Origin of the sequence: Pontibacter mucosus (assembly GCF_003054055.1) — a bacterium.
GTDB lineage: Bacteria > Bacteroidota > Bacteroidia > Cytophagales > Hymenobacteraceae > Pontibacter > Pontibacter mucosus.
This window is the reverse complement of record NZ_QBKI01000001.1, coordinates 682,377-705,078: the sequence shown is the minus strand read 5'-3', so window position 1 is coordinate 705,078 and position 22,702 is coordinate 682,377. Positions and strand designations below refer to the sequence as shown.

The 22,702-nt window shown below is 51.5% G+C and carries 22 protein-coding genes; 7 read left to right on the top strand and 15 right to left on the bottom strand.

All coding sequences use genetic code 11. The annotated features are described in order from the left end of the window. Positions 1–12: 12 nt before the first annotated feature. Positions 13–1,668 (top strand): tetratricopeptide repeat protein, encoded by a 1,656-nt coding sequence (locus tag C8N40_RS03185; protein WP_108210313.1) that lies wholly within the window; start codon positions 13–15, stop codon positions 1,666–1,668. Positions 1,669–1,786: 118 nt separating this feature from the next. Here C8N40_RS03185 and C8N40_RS03180 read toward each other — a convergent pair whose 3' ends face one another. From C8N40_RS03180 to C8N40_RS03110, 14 genes are all read right to left on the bottom strand, one after another. After that, entirely contained in the window at positions 1,787–2,824 is a 1,038-nt protein-coding gene (locus C8N40_RS03180; protein ID WP_108210312.1) for an RluA family pseudouridine synthase, read from the bottom strand. Between the two features lie 71 nt (positions 2,825–2,895). Then, on the bottom strand, positions 2,896–3,522 hold the full coding sequence (locus C8N40_RS03175; protein WP_108210311.1) for an OmpH/Skp family outer membrane protein: 627 nt from the start codon (positions 3,520–3,522) through the stop codon (positions 2,896–2,898). 26 nt (positions 3,523–3,548) lie between these two features. Then, positions 3,549–4,205: an OmpH/Skp family outer membrane protein gene (locus C8N40_RS03170; protein ID WP_108210310.1), complete on the bottom strand. Its 657-nt coding sequence runs from the start codon at positions 4,203–4,205 to the stop codon at positions 3,549–3,551. A gap of 17 nt (positions 4,206–4,222) precedes the next feature. After that, entirely contained in the window at positions 4,223–6,745 is a 2,523-nt protein-coding gene (gene bamA / locus C8N40_RS03165; protein ID WP_108210309.1) for an outer membrane protein assembly factor BamA, read from the bottom strand. A gap of 11 nt (positions 6,746–6,756) precedes the next feature. Then, the gene (locus tag C8N40_RS03160; RefSeq protein ID WP_211318031.1) at positions 6,757–7,500 is read right to left on the bottom strand and encodes an undecaprenyl pyrophosphate synthase; all 744 of its coding nucleotides are present in this window, start codon (positions 7,498–7,500) and stop codon (positions 6,757–6,759) included. 59 nt (positions 7,501–7,559) lie between these two features. Continuing rightward, a complete protein-coding gene (porG, locus tag C8N40_RS03155) occupies positions 7,560–8,327 on the bottom strand; it encodes a type IX secretion system protein PorG (RefSeq protein WP_108210308.1) in 768 nt (255 codons plus the stop codon). A gap of 48 nt (positions 8,328–8,375) precedes the next feature. Then, on the bottom strand, positions 8,376–9,341 hold the full coding sequence (locus C8N40_RS03150) for a DUF6089 family protein (protein ID WP_245904975.1): 966 nt from the start codon (positions 9,339–9,341) through the stop codon (positions 8,376–8,378). A gap of 157 nt (positions 9,342–9,498) precedes the next feature. Next, entirely contained in the window at positions 9,499–10,386 is an 888-nt protein-coding gene (locus C8N40_RS03145; protein WP_108210306.1) for an NAD kinase, read from the bottom strand. Positions 10,387–10,486: 100 nt separating this feature from the next. After that, positions 10,487–11,875, bottom strand: coding sequence for a BamA/TamA family outer membrane protein (locus tag C8N40_RS03140; RefSeq protein WP_108210443.1), 1,389 nt, complete (start codon positions 11,873–11,875; stop codon positions 10,487–10,489). An 11-nt stretch (positions 11,876–11,886) separates the two neighbouring features. Then, complete coding sequence (locus C8N40_RS03135) at positions 11,887–12,552, bottom strand: CBS domain-containing protein (protein ID WP_092104941.1); 666 nt, start codon at positions 12,550–12,552, stop codon at positions 11,887–11,889. Continuing rightward, entirely contained in the window at positions 12,549–13,322 is a 774-nt protein-coding gene (locus C8N40_RS03130; RefSeq protein WP_108210305.1) for an alpha/beta fold hydrolase, read from the bottom strand. Before C8N40_RS03130 ends, C8N40_RS03135 begins: the two co-directional genes overlap by 4 nt. Positions 13,323–13,825: 503 nt before the next feature. Further along, positions 13,826–14,407, bottom strand: a complete 582-nt coding sequence (locus C8N40_RS03120; protein ID WP_108210303.1) for an anthranilate synthase component II — start codon at positions 14,405–14,407, stop codon at positions 13,826–13,828. A 156-nt stretch (positions 14,408–14,563) separates the two neighbouring features. Beyond that, positions 14,564–15,076, bottom strand: a complete 513-nt coding sequence (locus C8N40_RS03115) for a CvpA family protein (protein ID WP_245904973.1) — start codon at positions 15,074–15,076, stop codon at positions 14,564–14,566. A gap of 136 nt (positions 15,077–15,212) precedes the next feature. After that, positions 15,213–15,674 carry a GatB/YqeY domain-containing protein gene (locus C8N40_RS03110; protein ID WP_108210301.1) on the bottom strand — a complete coding sequence of 154 codons (462 nt, stop codon included), beginning with the start codon at positions 15,672–15,674 and terminating at the stop codon, positions 15,213–15,215. A 161-nt stretch (positions 15,675–15,835) separates the two neighbouring features. Between C8N40_RS03110 and C8N40_RS03105 the strand changes: the two genes are divergently transcribed. The 6 genes from C8N40_RS03105 (at position 15,836) to C8N40_RS03080 (ending at position 21,045) form a co-directional block, all read left to right on the top strand. Then, positions 15,836–16,549 (top strand): pyridoxine 5'-phosphate synthase, encoded by a 714-nt coding sequence (locus C8N40_RS03105; RefSeq protein ID WP_092104932.1) that lies wholly within the window; start codon positions 15,836–15,838, stop codon positions 16,547–16,549. Then, positions 16,550–17,578, top strand: a complete 1,029-nt coding sequence (gene mnmH, locus C8N40_RS03100) for a tRNA 2-selenouridine(34) synthase MnmH (protein WP_108210300.1) — start codon at positions 16,550–16,552, stop codon at positions 17,576–17,578. Between the two features lie 2 nt (positions 17,579–17,580). Beyond that, positions 17,581–18,633 (top strand): selenide, water dikinase SelD, encoded by a 1,053-nt coding sequence (gene selD / locus C8N40_RS03095; protein WP_108210299.1) that lies wholly within the window; start codon positions 17,581–17,583, stop codon positions 18,631–18,633. Between the two features lie 8 nt (positions 18,634–18,641). Next, positions 18,642–19,292, top strand: coding sequence for a hypothetical protein (locus tag C8N40_RS03090; protein WP_108210298.1), 651 nt, complete (start codon positions 18,642–18,644; stop codon positions 19,290–19,292). A gap of 49 nt (positions 19,293–19,341) precedes the next feature. Continuing rightward, positions 19,342–20,112, top strand: a complete 771-nt coding sequence (locus tag C8N40_RS03085) for an alpha/beta fold hydrolase (protein ID WP_108210297.1) — start codon at positions 19,342–19,344, stop codon at positions 20,110–20,112. A 216-nt stretch (positions 20,113–20,328) separates the two neighbouring features. Then, on the top strand, positions 20,329–21,045 hold the full coding sequence (locus C8N40_RS03080) for an SAM-dependent methyltransferase (RefSeq protein WP_108210296.1): 717 nt from the start codon (positions 20,329–20,331) through the stop codon (positions 21,043–21,045). Between the two features lie 182 nt (positions 21,046–21,227). Here the strand turns inward: C8N40_RS03080 and C8N40_RS03075 are convergent, their stop codons facing one another. Continuing rightward, positions 21,228–22,694 (bottom strand): SusD/RagB family nutrient-binding outer membrane lipoprotein, encoded by a 1,467-nt coding sequence (locus C8N40_RS03075; RefSeq protein ID WP_170114005.1) that lies wholly within the window; start codon positions 22,692–22,694, stop codon positions 21,228–21,230. Positions 22,695–22,702: the final 8 nt, after the last annotated feature.

The window sequence follows — 22,702 nt, the reverse complement described above, 5'->3', positions numbered from 1 at the left end:
AACTTTTATAAAATGAATAAAAACTGGAAGTACATCGCTTTGATGGCGGCAGCCTTCCCTGCAACAGCAGCATTTGCACAGTCAGGTGACGCAGGCAGAGCAGCTGTTAACCTGGAGCGCTACGAAGAAGCAAAATCTATCTATAAGGCTCAGTTGAACAATAAAAGCACAGCTGATAGAGCTTATTTTAACTTGGGTGATATTTACCTGCGCACAGATAAACCAGACTCAGCGGCTTACTATTTCAACCAGGGCTTAGCAGCGAACAAGAAATCCAATATAGCGCATGTAGGACTTGGTAAGCTGGCTTTACAGCAAGGCGACCAGGCTAAGGCGGAGCAGCACTTTAACCAAGCCCTGAGCGGAAAAGGGAAAAAGGATGCTTATGTACTTGCCATGATTGGTGAGGCTTATGTTAATGTGCCTAACGCTACCGAAGCGCAGCTAAATAAAGGTGTGGAGTACCTGAAGCAGTCTCTGGAGCGTGACAACAAAAACGTGGACGCCAACATTACCTTGGGCGATGCTTATCTGGCCCTGAAGAATGGTGGTATGGCCATGACGCACTACGACAGAGCTATCCAGCTCGATGCTCAGAACGTTACCGCTTACCTGAAGCGCGGTCAGTTATACACCAGCTCACGTAACTATAACGAGGCAGAGCAGGCTTTCCAAAAGGCTATCGAGATCAACCCTAACTTCGCTCCGGCCTACCGTGACCTGGGCGAGCTTTACTACTTCGCTGGTCAGTATGACAAAGCGCTTTCTACTTTCCAGAAGTATGTAGACATGGCCGAGGACACGCCAGATACGAAGGCTAAGTATGCATCTTTCCTGTTCCTGACAAAGAACTACGACAGAGCCCTGCAGGCAGCGGAGGAAGTGCTGCAGGTACAGCCAGACAACATGGTAATGAATCGCCTTAGAGCCTACTCTTACATGGAGCTGGGCCAGCCTGACAAGGCATTGGCAGCCATTGAGACGCACATGCAAAAGGCTGACCCTAACAAGCTGATTGCAGAGGACTATGAGTACTATGGCCGCATCCTGTCTAAGAATAACCAGCACCAGAAGGCGGTAGAGAACTTGGAGAAAGCAATCTCTATTAACCCAACGAACGTGGAGCTGTATGCGGAGCTGGCTAATGCTTATGCCCGTAATAACCAGTACGATCAAGCCATTGCTACCTACGATCGCAAGCGTGAGACTGTCGAGCCAAGCAATGCTGACTACTTCTACATGGGTAACATCTACATGATGGCTGGTGAGGAGCAGGCAACAAACGGAAATTCTGCTAAGGCCAACGAGTACTTCAAGAAGGCTGACGAGACGTATGCGAAAGTAACGGAGGCAAACGCTGACTATGCCTATGGCTACCTGTGGAGAGCGCGTGCCAATGCCAGCCAGGACCCAGAGACTGAGCAAGGACTGGCAAAGCCATACTACGAGCAGTTCATTCAGAAGGCCGGTAACGAGAAAGACAAGTATAAGCGTGACCTGATTGAGGCTAACTCATACCTGGGTTACTTCTACTACATCAAAGGAGACCGTGACAATGCTGTGAAGTACTGGACAGAGGTGAGAACCCTTGACCCAAGCAACCCACAGGCAGAAGCGGCCCTGAAGGAGATTTCTAAAACAGTCTCTAAAACGCCAAGAAAGAAGTAAGCCTTCTTACACATACTAAACAGAAAAGCCGCTGCGAAACGTAGCGGCTTTTCTGTTTAAAAATAGTTGCTTTATACTTTTGGCAGGGAAGTATAAAGTGGTGAGTTCTGTATATACTTTATACTATAGGCTCCTCGTACAGCGCCCACTTTTCCAATACAGCCTTAAAGTCCTCAGGCAGCTCAGAATCAAACTGAAGAAACTCTTTTGTAGAGGGATGCAGAAAGCCCAGTGATTTGGCGTGGAGCGCCTGACGAGGCATCAGTTTAAAAGCATTATCCACAAAGGATTTGTAGGTGCCGCTTGGATTGCCATACAGAATTTTATCCCCTCCATAAGTTGCATCAGAGAACAGCGGGTGCCCGATGTGCTTCATGTGCGCCCTAATCTGATGGGTTCTGCCTGTCTCCAGGTTACACTTGAGTAAGGATACGTACTTAAAGCTGCGCAGCACCTTGTAGTGCGTTACCGCGTGCTTGCCGTAATCTCCGGCAGGGTACACAGCCATTACCTTGCGATCCTTCGCACTCCGACCTACGTGGCCCGTTATCGTTCCCTCCTGCTCCTTGGGTACTCCCCAAACCAAAGCGTAATAAGTCCGCTCTATACTATGGTCATAGAACTGCTTGGCCAGGTAAGCCATACTATAGTCTGTCTTGGCAATCACCAGCAGGCCGGAGGTATCTTTGTCGATGCGGTGCACCAGCCCTGGCCTGCCTTCACCGTTGCGGTGCGTAGGAAGGTTCTGCAGGTGATATGTCAGCGCGTTCACTAAGGTGCCGCTCCAGTTGTTATAGGCAGGGTGCACCACCATGCCGGCGGGTTTGTTTACCAGCAGCAACTCCTCATCCTCATACACTATATCCAGCGAGATGTTCTCCGGCACAATATCGGTATCGCGCGGAGGCTCTGCCAGGGTAACGGTAATCACATCCAGTGGCTTCACCTTGTAGCTTACCTTCACCGGCTTCTGGTTTACCTGCACCGACTCAGAACGGATGGCGCCCTGCAGCTTGTTTCGGGTAACGTTTGGCAGGCGGTCCATCAGAAACTTGTCCAGGCGCAGCAAAGCCTGCCCTTTGTCCACTACAATGCGGTGGTGCTCATAGAGCTCATCCGAGTCCTCTGCTCCTTCTGTTTCTATGTATTCTACCACGATTACTCAGGTATAAAAAAGAAAGCCGAAGTAGATACATCGGCTTTCCAAAACTATAGATAATCTATTGCTTAGTTCTTTTTCTTGTTGTTGCTTTTGGCAGGTGTGTTAGACTTGGCAGGAGTTGAAGCTGGCGCTGGCTTGGCAGCGGCAGGCTCTGCCGTTTGCTGCTGTGCTTTTGCAGGGTCTACGCCCAGCTTCTTCAGCACAAGCGGAGAGATGTCGCCATCTTCCGGTCCGGCCAGAAGGGCCTGGTTGCTGATTACGTAAGTATAACCGTTCTCTTTAGCTACGTCTTTGATAGCTTTGTCAATCTTCGTAATGACTGGGTCTACCAATGACTTCTCTTTCTGCTGCAAAGACATCTGCGCGTTGCGCTGGAACTCCTGGATAGAGTTATTCAGGCCCATCAGCTCTTTCTCCTTGTCTTCACGAATAGTAGCATCCATTGTAGCTGCTCCTTTTTCGTATGCCTGCAGCTTTGTCTCATACTCAGCATATTTGCCTTTCAACTGGTTTTCCAGCTGTGTGCTGTGGTCCTTCAGCTGAGATTCTATTTGCTTGCTCTCTGGCAGCTGCAGCAGTATATACTCCACGTTAGTATAACCAATCTTAAGCGGCTGGTCGTTGCTCTGAGCAAATGACGCAAAGCTGATCAGAAAGAACGCTGCTACTAATAGTTTAATCTTGTTCATCATTGGTTGGTTAATTGTTATTTAGACGTTTAGTTGTTAGACTTCTTCTTTGTGTTTCTGGCCGGAGGCTGTTGTTGTTGCTCCTGAGGCTCCTCCTCTCCTACCTCTGGCAGGTTGGCGGGGTCATCTACTAGGGCACTATCAGGCCGGGCGCCCGGAGTGTTCTTCCTGTCGGAGGCCAGGCCAAGTTCTTCCAGCACATATTCTGTGTAGTCATGCACCGGGTTAGTATAGATCATCACCAGGTCGCCGGACTTATCGAACATGATCTGAACGCCGCGCGCTTTCGATACTTTCTCCACGGCCTCAAACACCTCATCCTGGATAGGGCGCATCAGCTCCTGGCGGCGCTTAAACATCATGCCCTCGTAGCCAAAGACCTTGCGCTGGTAGTCGCGCAGCTCGTTCTCCTTCTTCGCTATTTCAGCCTGCCGCTTCTGCTTCATCTGCTCGGTAAGCAACACCTCTTCAGCCTTGTAGTCCTGTTTCAGCTTATCAGCCTGCTGCTGTAGCTGCTCAATCTCGCGTTGCCAGGCCTCGGCATACTTGTCCATCTCCTGCTGCACTTTGTTAAAAGCTGGCATCTTGCTCAGGATGAAGTTGGAATCAATATAGCCAATCTTCTGAGCTTGCGAAACAGACGTCAGCAAAAAGCCTGCTAAAAAGATGAACAAAAACTTCCTCATACTAATTCATTTGTTCTTTAGCGGATCTGCTGGCCAATGATGAAGTGGAACATGCCACGCTTATCATCCGCTCTGCCCGGCAAATCATCCAGTCTCCAGGCGTAGTCGAAGCCAAGCAGGCCGAACGCCGCCATAAAGATCCTCACACCTACACCAGTTGAGCGGTAAAGCTTGAACGGGCTGTAGTTTTTATAGCTACCGAAGTTATTACCTGCCTCTACAAAAGCCAGGCCATAAATAGTAGCGGCCGGGTTAGGCGATATCAGTTGGCGTGCCTCAAATACAAACTTATTGTAGGCTATACCACCTGAGCTCAGCAGAGCATCGTCATTAAGATTGTTAACCACCGTTTCATCATCATAACCACGGAGGCCGATGTATTCAGTACCCACAAAGATGTTTCCGCCTCCAAGACCGGAACCACCCATTCTGAAGCGTTCGAATGGCCCAATGGCTCCGTCGCCATAGTTACCGATAAAGCCAAAGTGCGCTCTTGTGTTGAACACCAAATTCCCTGCCACATTTATAAAGTAGGAGGCGTCGAACATCCATTTATTGAATTCAATAAAAGTATAGTCGTCATCTTCCCGCTCTGAGAACAGCGAGTATGGCGGCGTCATGTTCAGGCTCAGCGTAAACTGGGAACCGCGTCTCGGGAACGTTGGGTTATCGATACTGGAGCGGCCAAGAGTGTTTACAACAGAAATACTGTTGGATGTACCATTACTAAAACCTGGGGCAAGAAAATAGTCATTCAGGTTATACTGGTTGTAGGACAATGAGTGGTTCATGTAGAAGTAGTTGTCCGGCCAGTTTAGTCGGCGACCCAGGCTGACGGCTGCGCCATTCACGTTCAGGCGGCTGTTATTTGTACTCTCATCCTGAACACCATACAATCTCCTATAGTAGTCGCTGTAGCCACCGCTGCGGTATATCGTTTTGAAAAGGCTTACAGACAGCGAGTTCGGCTTACGGCCACCCAGCCATGGTTCTGTAAACGAGAAGGAGTAGGACTGGTAGTACTTACCATTGGCCTGCACGTTCAGCGACAGGCGCTGCCCGTCACCACTCGGTATCGGCTTCCACTCCGACAGGTCCAGCATCTTGCGCGTCGAGAAGTTGTTCAGCGACAGACCTACTGTACCCACTGCTCCAATCGGGCCACCCCAACCGCCTGACAAGCTTATCTGGTCATTTGGTCGCTCAGTTACGCTATAGGCAATATCCACGGTACCATCTGCCGGGTTCGGAATTGGGTTCAGGCCAATTGTCTCCGGGTCAAAGTAGCCCAGGGCAGCCAGTTCGTTTCTGGTTCTGATCAAATCATCGCGGCTATACTTCTGGCCAGGCAACGTTCTAATCTCACGCAGGATCACATGGTCACTTGTCTTGTCGTTGCCGGAGACGATGATCTTGTTAATGGTAGCCTGCGGTCCTTCCACCACGCGCATCTCCACGTCGATAGAGTCGCCATCCACGCGAACCTCTACCGGCGTAATGCTGGAGAACAGGTAGCCATCGTTTTGATAGAGTGCCGACACGTCTACACCGGTTGGGTTATAAGTCAGGCGTTTCTCCAGTTCTACCTGGTCGTATACATCGCCTTTGCTAATGCCCAACACGCGTGCCAGGTAATTATCGTCGTAGAGGTAGTTGCCAGCCCAGGTAATGTTGCGGTAGAAGTACTGCTGCCCCTCATCCACTGTAATCTGGATGCCCAAACGGTCGTCGCTGATGCGGTAAACAGAGTCGGACACAATGGTGGCATCGCGGTAGCCCTGGCTGTTGTAGAAGGTAATCAGCGCCTCCTTGTCTTCCTCAAACTTGGTGCGGTTAAACTTAGAGGAGGTGAAGATCTTGTAGAAACGCTTCTCCTTGGTGTTTTTAAGCTGGCGCTGGAGCTTTTTGTCTTTAAACGCCTCGTTGCCCACAAAGCTGATGTCGCCAACCTTTACCTTATCCCCTTTATCCACGTGAATGTTTAACACCACGCTGTTTGGAAGTATAGAATCCGGACGCTGGGTAATGTTTACCTTTACATTAAGGAAGCTCTTGTCCACGTAGTATTCGCGCACCACGTTTCTGGTACTGTTCAAAACAGCGTCCGTCACGATACGTCCCTTCTGAAGCGGCACTTTATCGCGCAGCGCTTCGCCCTGGGATTTATTGATACCGGAGAAGCGGAAGTTTGAAAGCCTTGGGCGCTCCGTCAGGTTAAAGGTAAGGTAGATAACATCACCCTCGGTATGGGCCGTTACGTCCACATCACCCAGAATGCCCTGATCCCAAAGTTTCTGAATAGCGCGGCTAATGTCCTCGCCCGGCACCGTAATCATGTCTCCCTCTTTCAGCCCGGTAAGGGAGGTAAGGGCAATAGGGTCCAGAAACTTGTAGCCGCTCACCTTCACCTCCCCGATACGGTACTGGCGCGGCTGCTGGTAATCTATCGAAGACGGCTGCTGGGTAGGTCTGTTAAGTACTTGGGAAGAGGCCGTGCCTGCCGTAAGCAGCAACACAAGCACCCAAATGCATCTAATCATTCGTGCGTTTATCACTTGGTTAGTTGTTCACTTGTCTTACCGAAGCGGCGCTCACGGCGCTGGTAAGATAATATCGCTTCATAGAGATGCTCTTTCCGGAAATCGGGCCACAGCAACTCTGTAATGTATAACTCAGTATAAGCTAATTGCCAGAGCAGGAAGTTGCTGATGCGCTGCTCCCCGCTGGTTCTGATCAGCAATTCCGGATCGGGCATACCTGCGGTGGAAAGGTGACGCGCCACAACGGACTCGTTTACTTCATCTGCCTTTATACTTCCATGAGCCACTTCTCCGGCAATGCGTTGCATGGCTTGGGTAATATCCCAGCGGCCACTATAGCTCAGTGCCAGCACCAGGGTCATTCGGGTGTTGTCTTTCGTTATCTCCATGGCCTCCATCAGCTCGCGCTGGCAGGCCTTCGGCAGGCTGGCAGTATTGCCAATCGTCTGCAAACGAATATTATTTTTAGTTAATGTAGCTGCTTCTTTCCGGATAGTGGATACCAGCAGGGTCATCAGGGCAGAAACCTCCTCTACAGGCCGCGACCAGTTCTCGGTGGAAAAAGCGTAAAGCGTCAGGTACTCTACTCCCAACTCTGCAGCGCCCTCTACCGTGCTGCGCACAGCCTCAATGGCATTTTGATGCCCAAAGATGCGCAGGCCTCCCCTTTTCTTTGCCCATCGCCCGTTACCGTCCATGATAACGGCTATGTGCTTTGGTAAATTGCCTAAGTCTACTTTCTCCTTCAGATTCATTAAAACACGATTTCCTTGCAAGTTACAAAAAGCAAGAGAAATTCATGAATGATTGCAACTTAATCTAAGAGACCCGGTCTTTTCTTGTAGATTGGAGGGCAGTTGTAGCGGTAGAAAGTATAGGAGATGCTGATGCCGTTGTAGAAGTACCAGTCGTTATCGTGTGGGTTGGCAATATTTTCCGGAAAATCAGGTGCCTGGAGGTGATCCAGCTTATCCGTGAAGGTTTTTCTGGCGCCAAACTCCAGCCCCAGGTTCCAGTGGGTGCTTAAGGCATACTTTAGCCCTACCCCTACCGGAATGGCAACGGTTATGTCTGTGTCGAACTCCCGCTCCACATTGCCCGCCATATAAAGCTTTTTGTTGTATAGCATACCTGCAATGCCTACAAACAGGTACGGCGACAGGCGCGGGCTCTGGCTGCGGTCATAATAATCCAGGAAGTTGTACTCTACCACCCCGGAAAGCTCCAGCAAGCTAAACTTCAGCTCGGCCTGGCGGTAAGCATGCAGCGGGCGTTCATCAAAAGCCTCATCGCTAAAACTTCTGTCGTCGAAGATACGATGACTCCCCAGCAGGCCCCCGCGCAGCGTAATAGCATTGGACATATCCCGGCGATAGAATACCGTAAGGGCGGGTTGGTTGTTGAGGAAGCGGTAGTTTGGTGAAATCTCTCCTTTATAGTTAGCCCCTCCTATTCCTATGCCAATCTCAGAGGTAGTAACGGGCTGGTTGCCCTGTGCCTGAACACTTGTAGAAAAAAAAGCACTCCCTATCTGCAGAAGTAGACAAATAAGGAGCGCCAGTGGCAAAGTGCGTAAAATCATGTAGTATGAGCAAAGTTTAGTTGAACAACGCAATCGCTGCCCGTTCTATTATCTAAACTTCGGACTTCTGATGCGTGGTGATAGAATATAATTAATAGTGATACCGGTGTTAATGTACCAGTCATCGTCCTCGCGGTCACCTCTTTGTTGACCGTCTCTGCCATAACCTCTTACTATGTCGTATGGAGTACCGCTTGGGTCGGTTTGCAATGCAAAGCCAGAGGCAGCACTCCTGTCGGCGAAGATAGCTGCCGCACGCTGTGCTTCGGTAGTTCCGTCGCCTAGCAGCGCTGCTTTGGATACGTAGCTACCACTTACGTCGTCCAGGTAATCGGTAAATGTTTTTCTCCAGCCAATCTCAAAGCTCAGGTCCCAGTATCTGTCAATCTTATAACGCACACCCAGACCAAAAGGAACTACAATTTGCGCGCGCTTGTACGGCTTCGGGTTATCCCCGCCCAGATGCTGTCCTTCAGTTCCCAAAGGCTGCAGCTCGTACCATCCGGAAGGGATATTGTAGGCATCCGGCAGCTGCCTGTTATGCGATGCATCAAAGTAGTTGCCATCATAATACGCCTTGGGGTTGTGGTGCATCACCGCTACACCCAGGAAGCCGTAGGGCACAAAATCAGGGCGACGCTGGAAGGTGCTGCGGTTCTCGTACAGGTCTACGATACCTACGACACTCAGTTCTTTAATATCGTTTCGGAAAGATAGATTTCTTCCGTAGCGGCCTCTGTTCTCACCCTCGTTTGCAGACGCACTCAATGCGTCGTCACCTGTGATACGCCCCCAGTTAAACCCTACCCGGTAGGAAAAGCGCGGTGCAAAGCGATACGAATAGCTGATTCCGGCACTTGGTCTGGTAGACTTGAAACGGAAGCTCGTGAAGTCCGGCTGCGGCACAATATCCCCGAAGTAGTTCGTGGCACCAAGCGTGAAACCAACAGTACCATACTGCTTACGCTTCGTCCAACGCTGCGCTTCTGCGTCGGAAGAGGCAATAGTAAGCAAAATACCAAGTGTTAAAACAAGGGTACAAAGTTTCTTCATAATAGAGAAATATATAAAGGGTAGCGTATCAGCAAGCTTGCATTCTTCCTAAATTAATAGAAGCCAAAAATAGCGAGAATACTTAATTTATAAAATATTATAACAAATATATTTAATATTATTTTATGATGGTATTCCGCTTATCCAGCCCCCAGTTTAGCTTGCTGCGTAGCGTCGACAAAAAGTTAACATGGTGAAGCTTTACCAGCCTGGCAACAAATGCTTCCCTCCGAACTGCCAACTGCACATTCATATCCACTGGTGTAGACCTGGAGTCCAGTGCAGCCAGGTAGCTGCTACTACGCCCCTCTACCTCAAAAGAAATGACACTGCGGTCAGAAACAATCATGGGCCGCACATTGAGGTTATGCGGACATACGGGTGAAATGACGAAATTGTTGGTCTGTGGCAGCACCAGTGGCCCTCCGCAGCTAAGCGAGTACCCCGTAGATCCGGTGGGTGTGGCCACTACCAGGCCATCGCCCCAATATGAATTCAAATATTCACCATCTATATACGTATGCACCACTATCATGGACGAAGTATCGCGCTTAAGTACGCTAAACTCATTCAGACCGAAGTTAATGCCGTTAAACACCTCCTGATCGGAGTCCACACGGATCAGGGCCCGGTCATCCAAAGCATAATGGCCTTTGTAAATCGCATCCAGGGCGATGTTGATGCTGTCGTAGGGAATGGTGGCCAGAAAGCCGAGGCGGCCGGTGTTGATGCCAAGTATAGGTATCTGCTGCGCTCCAATGTAAGTTACCGTATCGAGCAGGGTTCCGTCCCCGCCAATGCTCAGCACCACCTCCACGCCCGGCAGCTTATCGCCACGCCGGAAGGTTTCTATACCCGTGGGCAGGTTGATGGTGTTTTTCAGGTATAACTCGAAATGCTCTACCAGGCACAGCTGGGCCTTCCGGCGCTGCAGCTCATCAAAAAGCGCTTGTATAAAAGGGATGATGTCGTCGGCAAACGGGTTACCAAGTATGGCGATTTTCATAGAGTCGGAGAGTTAGAGAGTTTGGGAGTTAGAAAGCCCGGCAAGGAACAACGAAAAACTAACAACCAGTAACTAACAGCTAAATTTATACGTCATCAAATCAAAAAGGAAATCGGGCGCTAAAGTATAAACCTGTGTCGCCCTCCCGGTTCAGGGTATACTCCAGGCGCAGCACGATATCATAGAATGTTACCGCATGCAAGCCCAGGCCACTGCCCAGCAGCAAACGGTTGGTAAGCGGGTTTCCCTGCTCAAAAACATCGTCCACCACGTAGCCCACATCTGTAAAAGCATTCAGGTAAAAGGCCAGCGGCACGCTGTTGAACTTTGGATTATGGATAAATTTAAGATTTATACTTTTAATATCCACCAACTGCCGCGTTAAGCCTTGTTTAAAAAGCCCATAGTGCTGCCCCCCAACCACATACAGTTCGTAACCGCGCACGTAAGACCGGAACCCAAGCGCCACGTTATCGGCGAAGGCGTGCTTGCCGGCCAGCCGCAGCTGGCCCTCTGCCCCCACCATGTAGCTATACTTGCCCGACAGCGGCACATACTGCACATACTTGGCGCGGGCGGTGGTAAAAGGCGAGCCTGAGCTCTGCAGAAACAGGGTCTGGGCCACAATGGCCTCGAAGTAACTGCCGGCTGTGGGATAGGCAAAATCGTTGCGGCGGTTGATGACCTGGTACAGTTCCAGGCGCGTGTACTGCCGCTCCTGCTGCGCCTCCCGGTAATACTCCGGGTTTAGGAAGGCCACCGAGTCGGAGATACGCTCGTTGAAGTAGGACAGCCGAAGCCCTGCCTGGCGCTGCACGTTTTGCCGGTGCACCAGCGCCGCCGACACAGAGCTGCGCCGGATGGGCATGCCGCTTTCCTGCTCAAAAAAACGCTGCCTGTTGTTCAGGTTGGCATAGCTGATGGTGCGGCTGCGGTAATCGGCCACTGAGAAATCTGCCCCGATGTTATACTTTCGCCACACGTATGGGATGCGGTAAGCTAGTTCCAGCCGTTTGTTAAAGCCACGCTGCACCCGCACACGCACCTCCTCGTTGCGCCCTCTGAAGTTGCGGCGAATCAGGTTAAGGCCGTAGTCGATGCGGCTCCAGTCCTTTTTCTCCAGCCAGGCGTTAAAGTTACGGTCGGCAAAATCAAAGATGGGAATGGGATACAGGTAAAAGCGCTCCTGCACCTCGTACGCTACCTGCACCTGCCCCTCGGAGCAAGTATACGTATAGTTTACATGGTGAAAGAGCCGCAGGTTAAAAAGCCGCCGTTTGTTTTCCTCCAGCAGGGGCTCCAGGTTTTCGGCAAGTATGGTATCCCCGGGGGCAAAGGTCAGCTCGCGCAGCATCACCTGGTCCCTGGTGGTCTCGTTGCCCGACAAACTGATGTCGGCTACCACCACGGCCATCACGTCACAGGGGTTAGCCAGCGCAGCGGCTCCGGATAAAAGTATAAGTATAAGAGGGAGGATCCGCAGCAGCATCCGCGCCAGCATTAAATATCGAGGTATTTAAAGAGCATGTCGAGCCGATCGCGGCCCACGTCGTATTCGGTGTTGTCGTTAAATTGGGCAGTGATGCGGTATTCGAAGCGCTCCAGAGTGGCAATGATGCGGCTGAGATCGTTGGTATTGAGCTTCAGGGTAAGCTTTATCTTGTAAGGGTCCAGCTCATCCGGCGACACGTAGGCACTGAGGATCTTCACGTTCTCCTCCTCTATAAGGCGACTGATCTGGGCCAGCGAGTAATCGCGTTCGGGCATGGAGAGCACCAGTATACTTCCCGAACCCTGCAGCGCCGACATCTGCCCGAATGCCGCCAGGGTATCGTTGATCGTGATCACGCCCATATAGTCCTGTTCGTCGTCCAGCACGGCCACTACCTGTATCTTGTTTTTGATGGCGGCCTCCATCACATCGTAAAAGTGCTGCGGCCCCTGCACGTGCACGTCCTTGTATTGCAGCTCCAGGTCCTTGAGCGGCTGCGTGCGGTCGGGCAGCTCAATCAGGCTAAGCTCAGTGGCCAGCCCCATATACTTGCGGTTGCTCACCACCGGCAATTCGTTTACACGGAACTCATCCATCCAACGCAAAGCCTTTTCCACGGTGTCGTAGAGCTTTAGCGGCGGTATCATTTGGTTGATGAGTTCTTCTGCTATCATACCGGTGAGGCTATGGGGGTTCGTTCTAAATATTTCTCTAAGATACTGTTAAACTTCTCGGGATGTTCCATCATGGGGGCGTGCCCGCACTTGTCTATAAAGTATAAGTCGGAATTTTTGATGAGTCTGTTGAACTCATACGCTACCAGGGGCGGAGTGATTGTATCGTTCAGTCCCCATATTAACAACGTGGGCACCTGAATGTTTGTGATATCCTTGGCCATGTTATGCCGCTGCGCCGACTTGGCGATGGAGATAATGCGCAGGCACTTGGCGTTGCTGTTGGTGATGGAAAACACCTCGTCCACCAGTTCCCGGGTAGCTGTTTTGGGGTCGTAGAACGTATAACCCACGCGCTCCTCCACATAGGCATAGTTACCGCGCTTGGGGAACGAGCCTCCCATCGAATCCTCGAACAGGCCGGAGCTGCCGGTAAGCACCAGGCGCTTTACCATCGTCGGGTTATCAAGCGTGTACACCAGCGCCACGTGCCCGCCGAGTGAGTTGCCGAGCAGCGTCAGGTCGCGCAGCTTTTTCAGCTTCACGAAGCCTTCCACAAAGTTCACCAGGCCCGGCACGCCCGCCTTGTGCAGCGGCATTTCGTAAATCGGCATGAGCGGGATAACCACCCGGTAGTTCTTCGAGAAATGGTCTACAACGCCGTTCCAGTTACTGAGTGCCCCGAAAAGCCCGTGCAACAGCAGCAGCACTTCTCCTTCTCCCTCATCAATATACTGATAATCTCCTTCTTGTCTGACTTGTAAATCCATGAATCGAAAAACTTATAAAAAACCCGTGCGCTGCCTTTGCTTATACTTTTTACAGCAGCAACCGGTTTCCGGAACCCGCAACGGCCTTAGCCCGCAAGTGCCACAAAAGTATAAATTCGCCTGCTTGCCATGTAAAAACAAAGGCTGAGCCTTAACGGCCCGATGTTCGCGCAATATTAACAATACTAACCCAAATTTGAAGCATATAGAGCAGATTAGCAAAACGCCTTTTTTTGCCCGTTCCTCTGTCAGATGCTGCTCCTGCGCCAGAATCGCATAAAAATGCTTTGCCTTATACTTGTAAAGCAACAGGGATACAAGTATAAATAAGCGCTTGTTTCTAGCCGCTGCCCTAGCAAATCCTCGCAGGGAAATAGCGCCGCCGAAAACGGAGAGGTACCAACATCCCAAATGCGGGCAATTTATAGAATACTATACACGAAATGCCGTCTCCGTAACTGGAAAGAGGCTCAGTCAACGGGAAGGCTCGGCGTTTATTCGGATTAATTAACTGAGGAGTCTAGCAACTTTGCTGTACGGAGCCAGTTTTGGAGCATCTGCAGGCCATACGTGGTCAGGGCCGCTTCGGGGTGGAACTGCAGGGCGTACAGCGGCAGCTCCCGGTGGCGGAAGGCCATTAGCTCCCCTTCCGCGGTATGGGCCAGTGGTTTTATACTTGGCGGCACCTGCCTGAGCACCAGCGAGTGGTAACGTACCACCGGCATCGTGCGGGGCAGTCCCTCAAAAAGAGCGTCCGGCTCGCAGGTAATTTCCGAGATTTTCCCGTGCATGGGCCGCAGCCCCTTCTCCAGCCTGGCCCCAAAGAACTCGCCCAGCGCCTGGTGCCCCAGGCAAATGCCCAGCATCGGCACGCGGCTATGGTAATGATGTATCACCTCCATCATACTTCCGGCTTGCTGCGGCACGCCCGGCCCCGGCGAGAGCACCACGCCCTTTACCGGCAGTTGCTGCAGCTCCTCAAGCGGCACATCGTTACGCACCACCTGCATCTCTACCCCCAGCCTGCCAAAATAATCCACCAGGTTGTAAGTAAAGGAATCGAAGTTATCAAGCAGCAAAAGCATGGGGAGAGTTTAGGAGTTAGAGAATTAGAGAGTTAATGAAGTATAAGCCTTTGTTCTCATTGTCGTCAAATGGATTCCGGGAGCTGCTGCAAAGTATGAATATCATATTAAGCAACTATAACTCCTAAACTCTCTAACTCCCCAACTCTTAAACTCCTAAAAGTGTTGCCTAACCGAGGTGATGAGGGCTTTGATGAACGGGAGCACGTAGCTCAGGATGTCGAGGGCGTAAGGAGTGGTTTTGAGTACCACCGGGTAAATCATCGAGGCCGCCGCTGTATCTTTAGACACGCTGATGCCAGCCATGTCTGACACGTAGAGCAGCAGGCTCAGGGCCAGGCACCACTTCAGGCCGCCCAGTATGGCGCCCAGCACGTTGTCGAACAAACCGAAGGGGGTAAAGTCCACTACTTTTTTAAGCAGCAGGCCGCCCAGGTGGATGAGCAGGATGATGCCCACGAAAACGACCAGGAAGGTAACGTAGGGCAAGAGCCCGTGCGCGTCGCCAATAAAACCGGCCATCAGGGGCAGGGCCGTGTCCAGCAGTTTCAGGCCGCCAAGTATAGCCAGCACCAGCGCCACCAGCGACACCAGCTCCAGCAGCAGGCCCTTCCGGAAACCCATGAAGGCGCCATAGGCAATCGGAATAGCCAGAAAAATGTCAAACATACTCATAATCTATAAAAAGGGTGGAAGTAGCAGCACTTCATACTTTCGGGCAAAGTATAGCCCAGCCATACTTTGCCCGAAAGCTACAGTTGTTGCCGCCCTGGAAGAATGGCGGCAACAACTGCAAATTTATACTTTAAAAATCGGTATTATTCAGCAGGTCGCTTACTGCCTGAGAAATGGCGCGTCCGTCAGCCTGGCCGGCCAGCTCTTTGGAGGCTACGCCCATCACTTTGCCCAGGTCGGAGGGGCCGGTGGCGCCCACCCGCTGGATAATCTCTACTAGGCGTATGCGCAGGTCGCCCTCGTCCAGTTGCTTGGGCAGGTACTCTTCAATCACGGCCAGCTCAGCCATTTCTATCTGCTCCAGGTCGGCGCGGCCCTGCTGGGCGTACAGTTCTGCCGATTCGCGGCGTTGTTTGGCGGCTTTGGTCAGCAGCTTGAGCTCGGTGGCCTGATCGATGCCTTCGGTGCCGCCCTTCTCGGTTTCGGCCAGCATAATCAGCGACTTTATACCTCTGAGCGCCTGCAAGCGGGCTTTATCCTTGGCCAACATTGCCTGTTTGATGTCCGCATCGATGCGTTGTTTTAGCGTCATAGTTTTTGGTTTTATACTTTATCTGATTGAGATGCTATTGCTTACGTGGCTACCAGCTCCAAAGGCCATATCCGCCTACTGTCATCTTACATAAAATTCCACTAATTTAGTCATTCTAAACTCGTATGATAACAACAGGGCTGCGGCCCGAAAAAAGAGCCATGACAAAGCTGAGTGTAAATATAAACAAAATTGCCACGCTGCGGAATGCCCGCGGCGGCGACAGGCCAAATGTAGTGCAGGCGGCCAAGGACTGCGAGCGCTTCGGAGCACAAGGCATCACGGTGCACCCACGCCCCGACGAGCGCCACATCCGCTACCGCGACGTGTACGACCTGAAGGAGGTAGTCACCACCGAGTTCAACATCGAAGGCAACCCCACACCGGAGTTTCTGAAGCTGGTGAAGGAGATTAAGCCCGCGCAGGCCACGCTCGTGCCCGACGCCCCGGATGCCATCACCTCCAACGCCGGCTGGGATACCCTCAAGCACAAGGACTTTCTGACCGATGTGATCCTGGAGCTGAAAGAACTCGGCATCCGCACGTCTATTTTCGTGGATCCGGTGGAAAGTATCATCGAGGGAGCCGCCCTGGTGGAGACGGACCGCGTGGAGCTATACACCGAGGCCTATGCGGTTAATTACCACAAGAACCGTGAAGAGGCCATCGCGCCATACCTGAAGGCTGCCCTGAAGGCGCAGGAGTACGGCATCGGCCTGAATGCTGGCCACGACCTGGACCTGGACAACCTCAAGTACCTGCATGATACGCTGCCCGGCCTGCTGGAAGTTAGCATCGGCCACGCCCTGATTTGCGATGCGCTATACTTAGGGCTGGAGAATACGATCCAGCTCTACCTCCGCCAGCTCAAGTAGATGGTCCACAGCATCGGCATACAGGAGTTTCTGCAGAGGGCAAAACAGCTGCCTGTGCTGGACGTGCGCGCTCCCAAAGAGTATGCGGCCGGTCATATTCCTGCGGCACACTCCTTCCCTATTTTTGATGATGCCCAGCGCGCCAAGGTAGGCACCGCCTATAAACAACAGGGCCACGACCCGGCGGTACTGATTGGCCTGGATTTATTTGGTCCGCGTATGTCAGGCTTTGTGAAGGAGGCGGGCAAGCTGGCTAAAAACAAAGAGGTGCTGGTGCATTGCTGGCGTGGCGGCATGCGCAGCGGGGCGATGGCCTGGCTGCTGGGTTTTTCGGGGTTTGAGGTATACTTGCTGAAGGGAGGCTACAAAGCTTTTCGCCGCTTGGTGCAGGCCGAGTTCGAGAAGCCCCGCCGGTTGGTTATACTTAGCGGCCACACAGGTAGCGGCAAAACCGATCTCCTGCCATACTTGCACCAGCATGGCCAGCAAAGTATAGACCTGGAAAAGCTTGCCAGCCACAAAGGATCCGCCTTCGGAAGTATAGGCATGCCCCTTCAGCCTTCCACCGAGCACTTCGAGAACCTGCTGGGCACAGAGCTGCTGCAGCTGGATGCCCAGCTACCGCTGTGGCTGGAGGATGAAAGCATCACCATCGGCAAAGTACAGTTGCCCAAACCGCTCTTCGACCAGATGCAGGCCGCGCCGACCATTATGCTGCAGGTGCCCCATAAGCTCCGGGTACAGAAACTGGCCCAGGAGTATTGCCGTACCGACGAAGCCATACTTGCCACCGCCATCCTGAAAATCAAAAAGCGCCTGGGCGGCTTGGCTACCAAAGAAGCCCTGGCTGCCATCTCGGATGGGGATATGGAGAAGATGGTGGAAATCGCCCTGACGTATTACGACAAAGCCTATACTTATGACCTGGCCAAAAAGCAGCACGTGCTGCCGCTGGAGCTGCCTGGTATAGACCCCGAAGAAAACGCTGCCCTGGTGGTAGCCTTTGCCAAAAAACATAACCTGCTTTAACCATGGAAGAAACATCCACCGAAAGTATAAGACTGACCCAGTACAGCCACGGCGCTGGCTGCGGCTGCAAAATATCCCCCAAAGTACTCGATGCTATCCTGCATTCTGACATCACCTACCCCGAGGAGAAGAATTTGCTGGTGGGAAACAGCTCCCGCGACGATGCCGCTGTGTACGACATCGGCCAGGGCCGCGCCGTTATCAGCACCACCGATTTCTTCATGCCGATTGTGGATGATGCCTATGATTTCGGAAGGATTGCCTCGGCCAACGCCATTTCGGACGTGTATGCCATGGGCGGCACGCCTATGATGGCTATCGCAGTGCTGGGCTGGCCCATCGACAAGCTGGCCCCGGAAGTAGCCAAGCGCGTGATAGAAGGTAGCCGCAGCATCTGCCACGAGGCAGGTATTCCGCTGGCCGGTGGCCACAGCATCGACAGCCCCGAGCCCATCTTCGGACTGGCCGTGACCGGCATGGTGGATATCCAAAATCTGAAGCGCAACGACACGGCCACTGCTGGCTGCGAGCTATACTTAACCAAACCACTGGGCGTGGGCATCCTTTCTACCGCCCAGAAGAAAGCCATCTTAAAACCCGAGCACGCGCAGCTGGCTCCGCAGCAGATGATGCAGCTCAACAAGATTGGGGCAGAACTGGGGCAGCTGCCGCAGGTAAAAGCCATGACCGACGTCACCGGTTTCGGTTTGATGGGCCACCTTTCGGAGATGTGCGAGGGCAGTAACCTGAGCGCTGAAGTATACTTTGATAAAGTGCCCGTTATTCCGGAGGCGCTGGAGTACCTGGCGCAGAAAGCCATCCCCGGCGGCACCCACCGCAACTTCGACAGCTACGGTCATAAGCTAGCCGCCCTCACCCCAGACCAAAAGCACCTGCTCTGCGACCCGCAAACCAGCGGCGGCCTACTAGTGGCGGTTGACCCGGTAGGCCGCGAGGAAGTACTGGCAATTTTTGAAAAGTATAACCTGCAACTGGAGCCACTGGGCGTGCTAACCGAGCGGAAGAATGGCGGGAAGTTGATAAGAGTCGTGTAAGTATAAAAATGAGCAGAGGCAAGTATAAGAAGCTATACTATGTACCGGGGCTAATTAGCTTGGTCCTGTTGCCTTTGCTGTTGGTTTATTTCGGGAGGAAGGAAATTCAGAAGCTGGATTTAAGAGTTATTGAGATTAATTTCTGGAATCCAAGTTTTAGTAGTCACTGGCATTTCCCCGAACGGAATTATGAACAAGTTATACTTACAGGCAATGTAATTAAAGATAATGTTGCACTCGAGAATGCTAAGCTGTTTATCAAAAAATTATATGCTTCAGAAGATACGCTTAACGGCATTCAATTTACATTTCAAGACTCTGCTTCATATGGCTCATTTGTAGGTCTAATAAATTACTTCAAAAAAGAAGACATTAGAAGTGTTTTACCATATGGGAATAACCTTTGGGTATCTTATCCTGCTCCACCCAAGCGAGTTATGGAGGAAATTCCTATACCCACTGAATGCCTTTTATGTGATGATGTTATAGTTGTGCCGCCCGCTGCAAAACAACTAACTATTTTTGAGCAATTTCAAAACACGCTCCATACTTATAGTACAGGCATACAAAAACTTTGGCCAACTATAGCGCTTTTAGCTATCCTAATAACTTTAACTATAACTCAAATTACCAGACGACCCATAGCAACTATAGACTAATCTTACCACTTATACTTTCGTAAGCATTACCTATATTAACTACAACGAAATGAAATTACACTATAAAGAAATGGGCCACGGCCAGCCGCTGCTGATTCTGCATGGCTTGTTTGGCACATTGGATAACTGGGCTACCTTGGCCAAACGACTGGCAGAACACTACAACGTATTTCTGGTAGACCTGCGCAACCACGGCCGTTCGCCGCACAACGAGGAACACAACTACGACGTGATGGCCGACGACGTGCTGCGCCTGGTGGACGAATTAGGCATCCCTACTCCGGCTATCATGGGCCACTCCATGGGCGGCAAGGTAGCCATGCAATATGCGCTCAAGTATCCTACCCGCATTACCAAACTGATTGTGGTAGACATTGCCCCCAAGGCCTACCCGCCGCACCACGACGAGATCATCAACGCCCTGCAGTCGGTGGACCTGAGCACGGCCACCAGCCGGGGCGAGATAGATAAGCAGCTGGCGCAAAGTATAAAGGAAGAGGATGTGCGCCTTTTCCTGATGAAAAACCTCTACCGCAAAGAGGACAATACCTTTGGCTGGCGCATGAACCTGGATGCCATCTGTAACAACTACGACCATATCGCCGCTGCCATCACCTCTGATACGCCTTTTAAAAAGAACGCCCTGTTCATAAAAGGGGGCCGCTCGGGCTACATCAAGCAGGAAGACATCTACGGCAATATCGAGCACCTCTTTACGCTGGTAGAAGTAGAAACTATTCCGGGTGTTGGCCACTGGGTGCATGCCGAGGCGCCAGACGAAGTATACAACCTGGTTACCAGGTTCTTAGAAACCAACTAGGACTAAGATTTATGGGATTTAAGGATGCTAAGGATTAAAGTATAAAGCTAGATTAAAGTACAGCATCTAAGTTATACTTTGCTCACTATCCTGTTAATCTTCTAATCCTAAAGTCCGGATCCGGATAAAACTGCCACTGCCCCAAAGCGGTGGCAGTTTTACTTTGCAGCTTCTCCCAGCGATTTAGCATTCCAACAATGTAGTTACCTTTGTACTATGAAAAAGACCGGAACTTTATACTTAATCCCGACCATACTGGCAGAGGATACGCAGGACCAGGTAATCTCGCCGCAGGTAAAGGACACGGTGCAGCACCTGACCTACTTTATTGTGGAGAACCTGCGCACGGCCCGCCGCTATGTGAAAAGCATTTGCCCGGAATTGGTGATTGAGCAGCTAACATTCGTACAGGTGGACAAGGATGCCATGCCGGCCCAGGTGCAGGCTTCTTTAAAGCCACTGCTGGAGCAAGGGGTGGATGCCGGCATTATCTCGGAGGCGGGCTGCCCCGGCATTGCCGACCCCGGAGCCGAAGTAGTAAAGTATGCCCACCAGAAAAGTATAAAAGTAGTGCCCTTTGCCGGTCCTTCGGCTATACTTCTGAGTTTAATGGCCAGCGGCTTTAACGGCCAGCAGTTCTGTTTCCATGGGTACCTGCCCATCGAAAAGCGCGACAGGCTGCAGGCGCTGCGTCAGTTGGAAAAGGAAATGCAGCAGCGCAACCAGACGCAGATTTTCATGGAGACGCCCTACCGCAACAACAAGCTGCTCGAAGACCTGCTCGTCACCCTGCATCCCGACACCAAACTCTGCATCGCCGCCAACATCACCTCACCGGAGCACGAGTTTATCCAAACCAAAAGTATAAACCAGTGGCGCGGCAAGCTCCCGGACATCCACAAGCAGCCGGCGGTATTTTTGATTTACAAATAAGCAATAAGAAAGTATAGCGGGAAGAGTCCCAGAGAAAGTATAAAAATGTAAGTACAGCAAGCTCCATTGCTGAGAAAAAGAAAAGGCCCCCGGAAACCGAGGGCCTTTTTCCAATGAAGAAGACTACTACCTAGTATCTTGAATTATCTGTTTGATGTTCATGTCAGCCTGTTTAGCTCCTACTAATCAACATCCCACCACACTCTGGAGGTGTTTTTATCGGTTGCAGGCTTGAGGCCTGTGATGCCTGCATTAAAGCTTGTGGCATTAAGGGTGCGCTCGTCAATCGGGTACAGGTATCTTCTAACAATACCGCCATCGTTGAGGTAGTGCGTGGCCGGTTTAAGATTAGGATATCCTGTTCTTCTCCACTCTGCCCAGGCATCAAAGCCCTGCGGGAACAGTGTCTTCCATTTTTCTTCCCCAATTACCTGAAGCATCCCCACTCTCAAGGCATCAGCCAGACGTGCAGCAGTATAAACATTTGCATCTTCTGCAATATCTACCTCTTTGCGAGTGTCCAGGGATTCGAAGGACAGCTTGATGCCTTTTGTCAGCATCTCTACTGCAACCTCTTCTGTCCAGCCTCTTTCAGCTGCCTCAGCCCTGTTCAGGTAAGTATAAGAAGCTGTCATTAATGGTAAAGGAGCTGTCGCGGACCAAAAGTGCGTAGGAGACACCTGGTTCTTACCAGAGCCGCTGGCATCGTTAAATCCATAGGGCACTCCTTCTAATGCAGGATTCTTAGAATATACTTCAATCCTGGCATCATAGGTTTTGCTAGAAGTAGGGTTATACTCCCCACCATCTCCCTGAAATGCATCCACAAACTCAGCAGACAAGAAATAGTCAGCCTTTCTGTTTGGGTTGAAAGGGTTCTGGTATTCTGCGATGGCATCGAACTTGTACCACGCCTCATCACTCACATCCTCAATCACGCCCGCCGGGTCTGCCAGGGCAGCTCTGAACTCTTCTGCCGGGTTAATTTTTGAGGAGCTAACTTCTGATAGTTGCAGGGAAGCCTGCAGAAGCACAGAGTTCGCCAGCTTTTTCCACTTAGCCACGTCTCCGCCATAGATAAGGTCCCCTTTCGGCCCGCTAGCAGACTCATCTAACATGTCGCGGCCGGCTTTCAGGTCATCGATCAATTGGCGGTAAATGTCCTCTTGCTTGTCATAAGCCGGTGTAAGGTTCTTCAAGCCCTGCACAGCTTCTGAGAAAGGGACATCGCCCCAGGTGTCGGTCAGCCTCTTGAGCACAATGGCTCTGTAGATCATGGCCACACCCGCCTGGTTCATAGGATCACCCTGCGCCAGCAGGTTAGGGTCCAATTGGTTGTCCTCATCCATGTTATAGGAGATAACCTGGTTCAGGGCAGGCAGAATCCGGGCGTAATAGGTGTTCCAGGATGACGGCGTCTCCGCATACAGCATCTCGTCGGTATACGTTACCTGAGACTGGTACTGTACGTACAGGGTTGGTTTCAGGAAAGGATCTCTACCGGTCATGGTGGAGAACGTTTCGATAGCCCCGGCCAGCAGACCAGCCGGGTATACTTCCTTAGGACCGTTCACGTTTTCGTTCGTGTCACCAAAGTCCACAGTTTCGCAGGCAGTGAAGCTTTGTGCCAGCACAAGCCCTAATGCCATATATAAAA

What these genes read in the sequence shown, in the direction of transcription:
- C8N40_RS03185 (WP_108210313.1), top strand. Translation starts at nt 13, where the DNA reads ATGAATAAAAACTGGAAGTACATCGCTTTGATGGCGGCAGCCTTCCCT.
- C8N40_RS03175 (WP_108210311.1), bottom strand. Translation starts at nt 3,522, where the DNA reads ATGATGAACAAGATTAAACTATTAGTAGCAGCGTTCTTTCTGATCAGC.
- C8N40_RS03170 (WP_108210310.1), bottom strand. Translation starts at nt 4,205, where the DNA reads ATGAGGAAGTTTTTGTTCATCTTTTTAGCAGGCTTTTTGCTGACGTCT.
- bamA (WP_108210309.1), bottom strand. Translation starts at nt 6,745, where the DNA reads ATGATTAGATGCATTTGGGTGCTTGTGTTGCTGCTTACGGCAGGCACG.
- C8N40_RS03160 (WP_211318031.1), bottom strand. Translation starts at nt 7,500, where the DNA reads ATGAATCTGAAGGAGAAAGTAGACTTAGGCAATTTACCAAAGCACATA.
- porG (WP_108210308.1), bottom strand. Translation starts at nt 8,327, where the DNA reads ATGATTTTACGCACTTTGCCACTGGCGCTCCTTATTTGTCTACTTCTG.
- C8N40_RS03145 (WP_108210306.1), bottom strand. Translation starts at nt 10,386, where the DNA reads ATGAAAATCGCCATACTTGGTAACCCGTTTGCCGACGACATCATCCCT.
- C8N40_RS03140 (WP_108210443.1), bottom strand. Translation starts at nt 11,875, where the DNA reads ATGCTGCTGCGGATCCTCCCTCTTATACTTATACTTTTATCCGGAGCC.
- C8N40_RS03135 (WP_092104941.1), bottom strand. Translation starts at nt 12,552, where the DNA reads ATGATAGCAGAAGAACTCATCAACCAAATGATACCGCCGCTAAAGCTC.
- C8N40_RS03130 (WP_108210305.1), bottom strand. Translation starts at nt 13,322, where the DNA reads ATGGATTTACAAGTCAGACAAGAAGGAGATTATCAGTATATTGATGAG.
- C8N40_RS03120 (WP_108210303.1), bottom strand. Translation starts at nt 14,407, where the DNA reads ATGCTTTTGCTGCTTGATAACTTCGATTCCTTTACTTACAACCTGGTG.
- C8N40_RS03115 (WP_245904973.1), bottom strand. Translation starts at nt 15,076, where the DNA reads ATGTTTGACATTTTTCTGGCTATTCCGATTGCCTATGGCGCCTTCATG.
- C8N40_RS03110 (WP_108210301.1), bottom strand. Translation starts at nt 15,674, where the DNA reads ATGACGCTAAAACAACGCATCGATGCGGACATCAAACAGGCAATGTTG.
- C8N40_RS03105 (WP_092104932.1), top strand. Translation starts at nt 15,836, where the DNA reads ATGACAAAGCTGAGTGTAAATATAAACAAAATTGCCACGCTGCGGAAT.
- mnmH (WP_108210300.1), top strand. Translation starts at nt 16,550, where the DNA reads ATGGTCCACAGCATCGGCATACAGGAGTTTCTGCAGAGGGCAAAACAG.
- selD (WP_108210299.1), top strand. Translation starts at nt 17,581, where the DNA reads ATGGAAGAAACATCCACCGAAAGTATAAGACTGACCCAGTACAGCCAC.
- C8N40_RS03090 (WP_108210298.1), top strand. Translation starts at nt 18,642, where the DNA reads ATGAGCAGAGGCAAGTATAAGAAGCTATACTATGTACCGGGGCTAATT.
- C8N40_RS03085 (WP_108210297.1), top strand. Translation starts at nt 19,342, where the DNA reads ATGAAATTACACTATAAAGAAATGGGCCACGGCCAGCCGCTGCTGATT.
- C8N40_RS03080 (WP_108210296.1), top strand. Translation starts at nt 20,329, where the DNA reads ATGAAAAAGACCGGAACTTTATACTTAATCCCGACCATACTGGCAGAG.
- C8N40_RS03075 (WP_170114005.1), bottom strand. Translation starts at nt 22,694, where the DNA reads ATGGCATTAGGGCTTGTGCTGGCACAAAGCTTCACTGCCTGCGAAACT.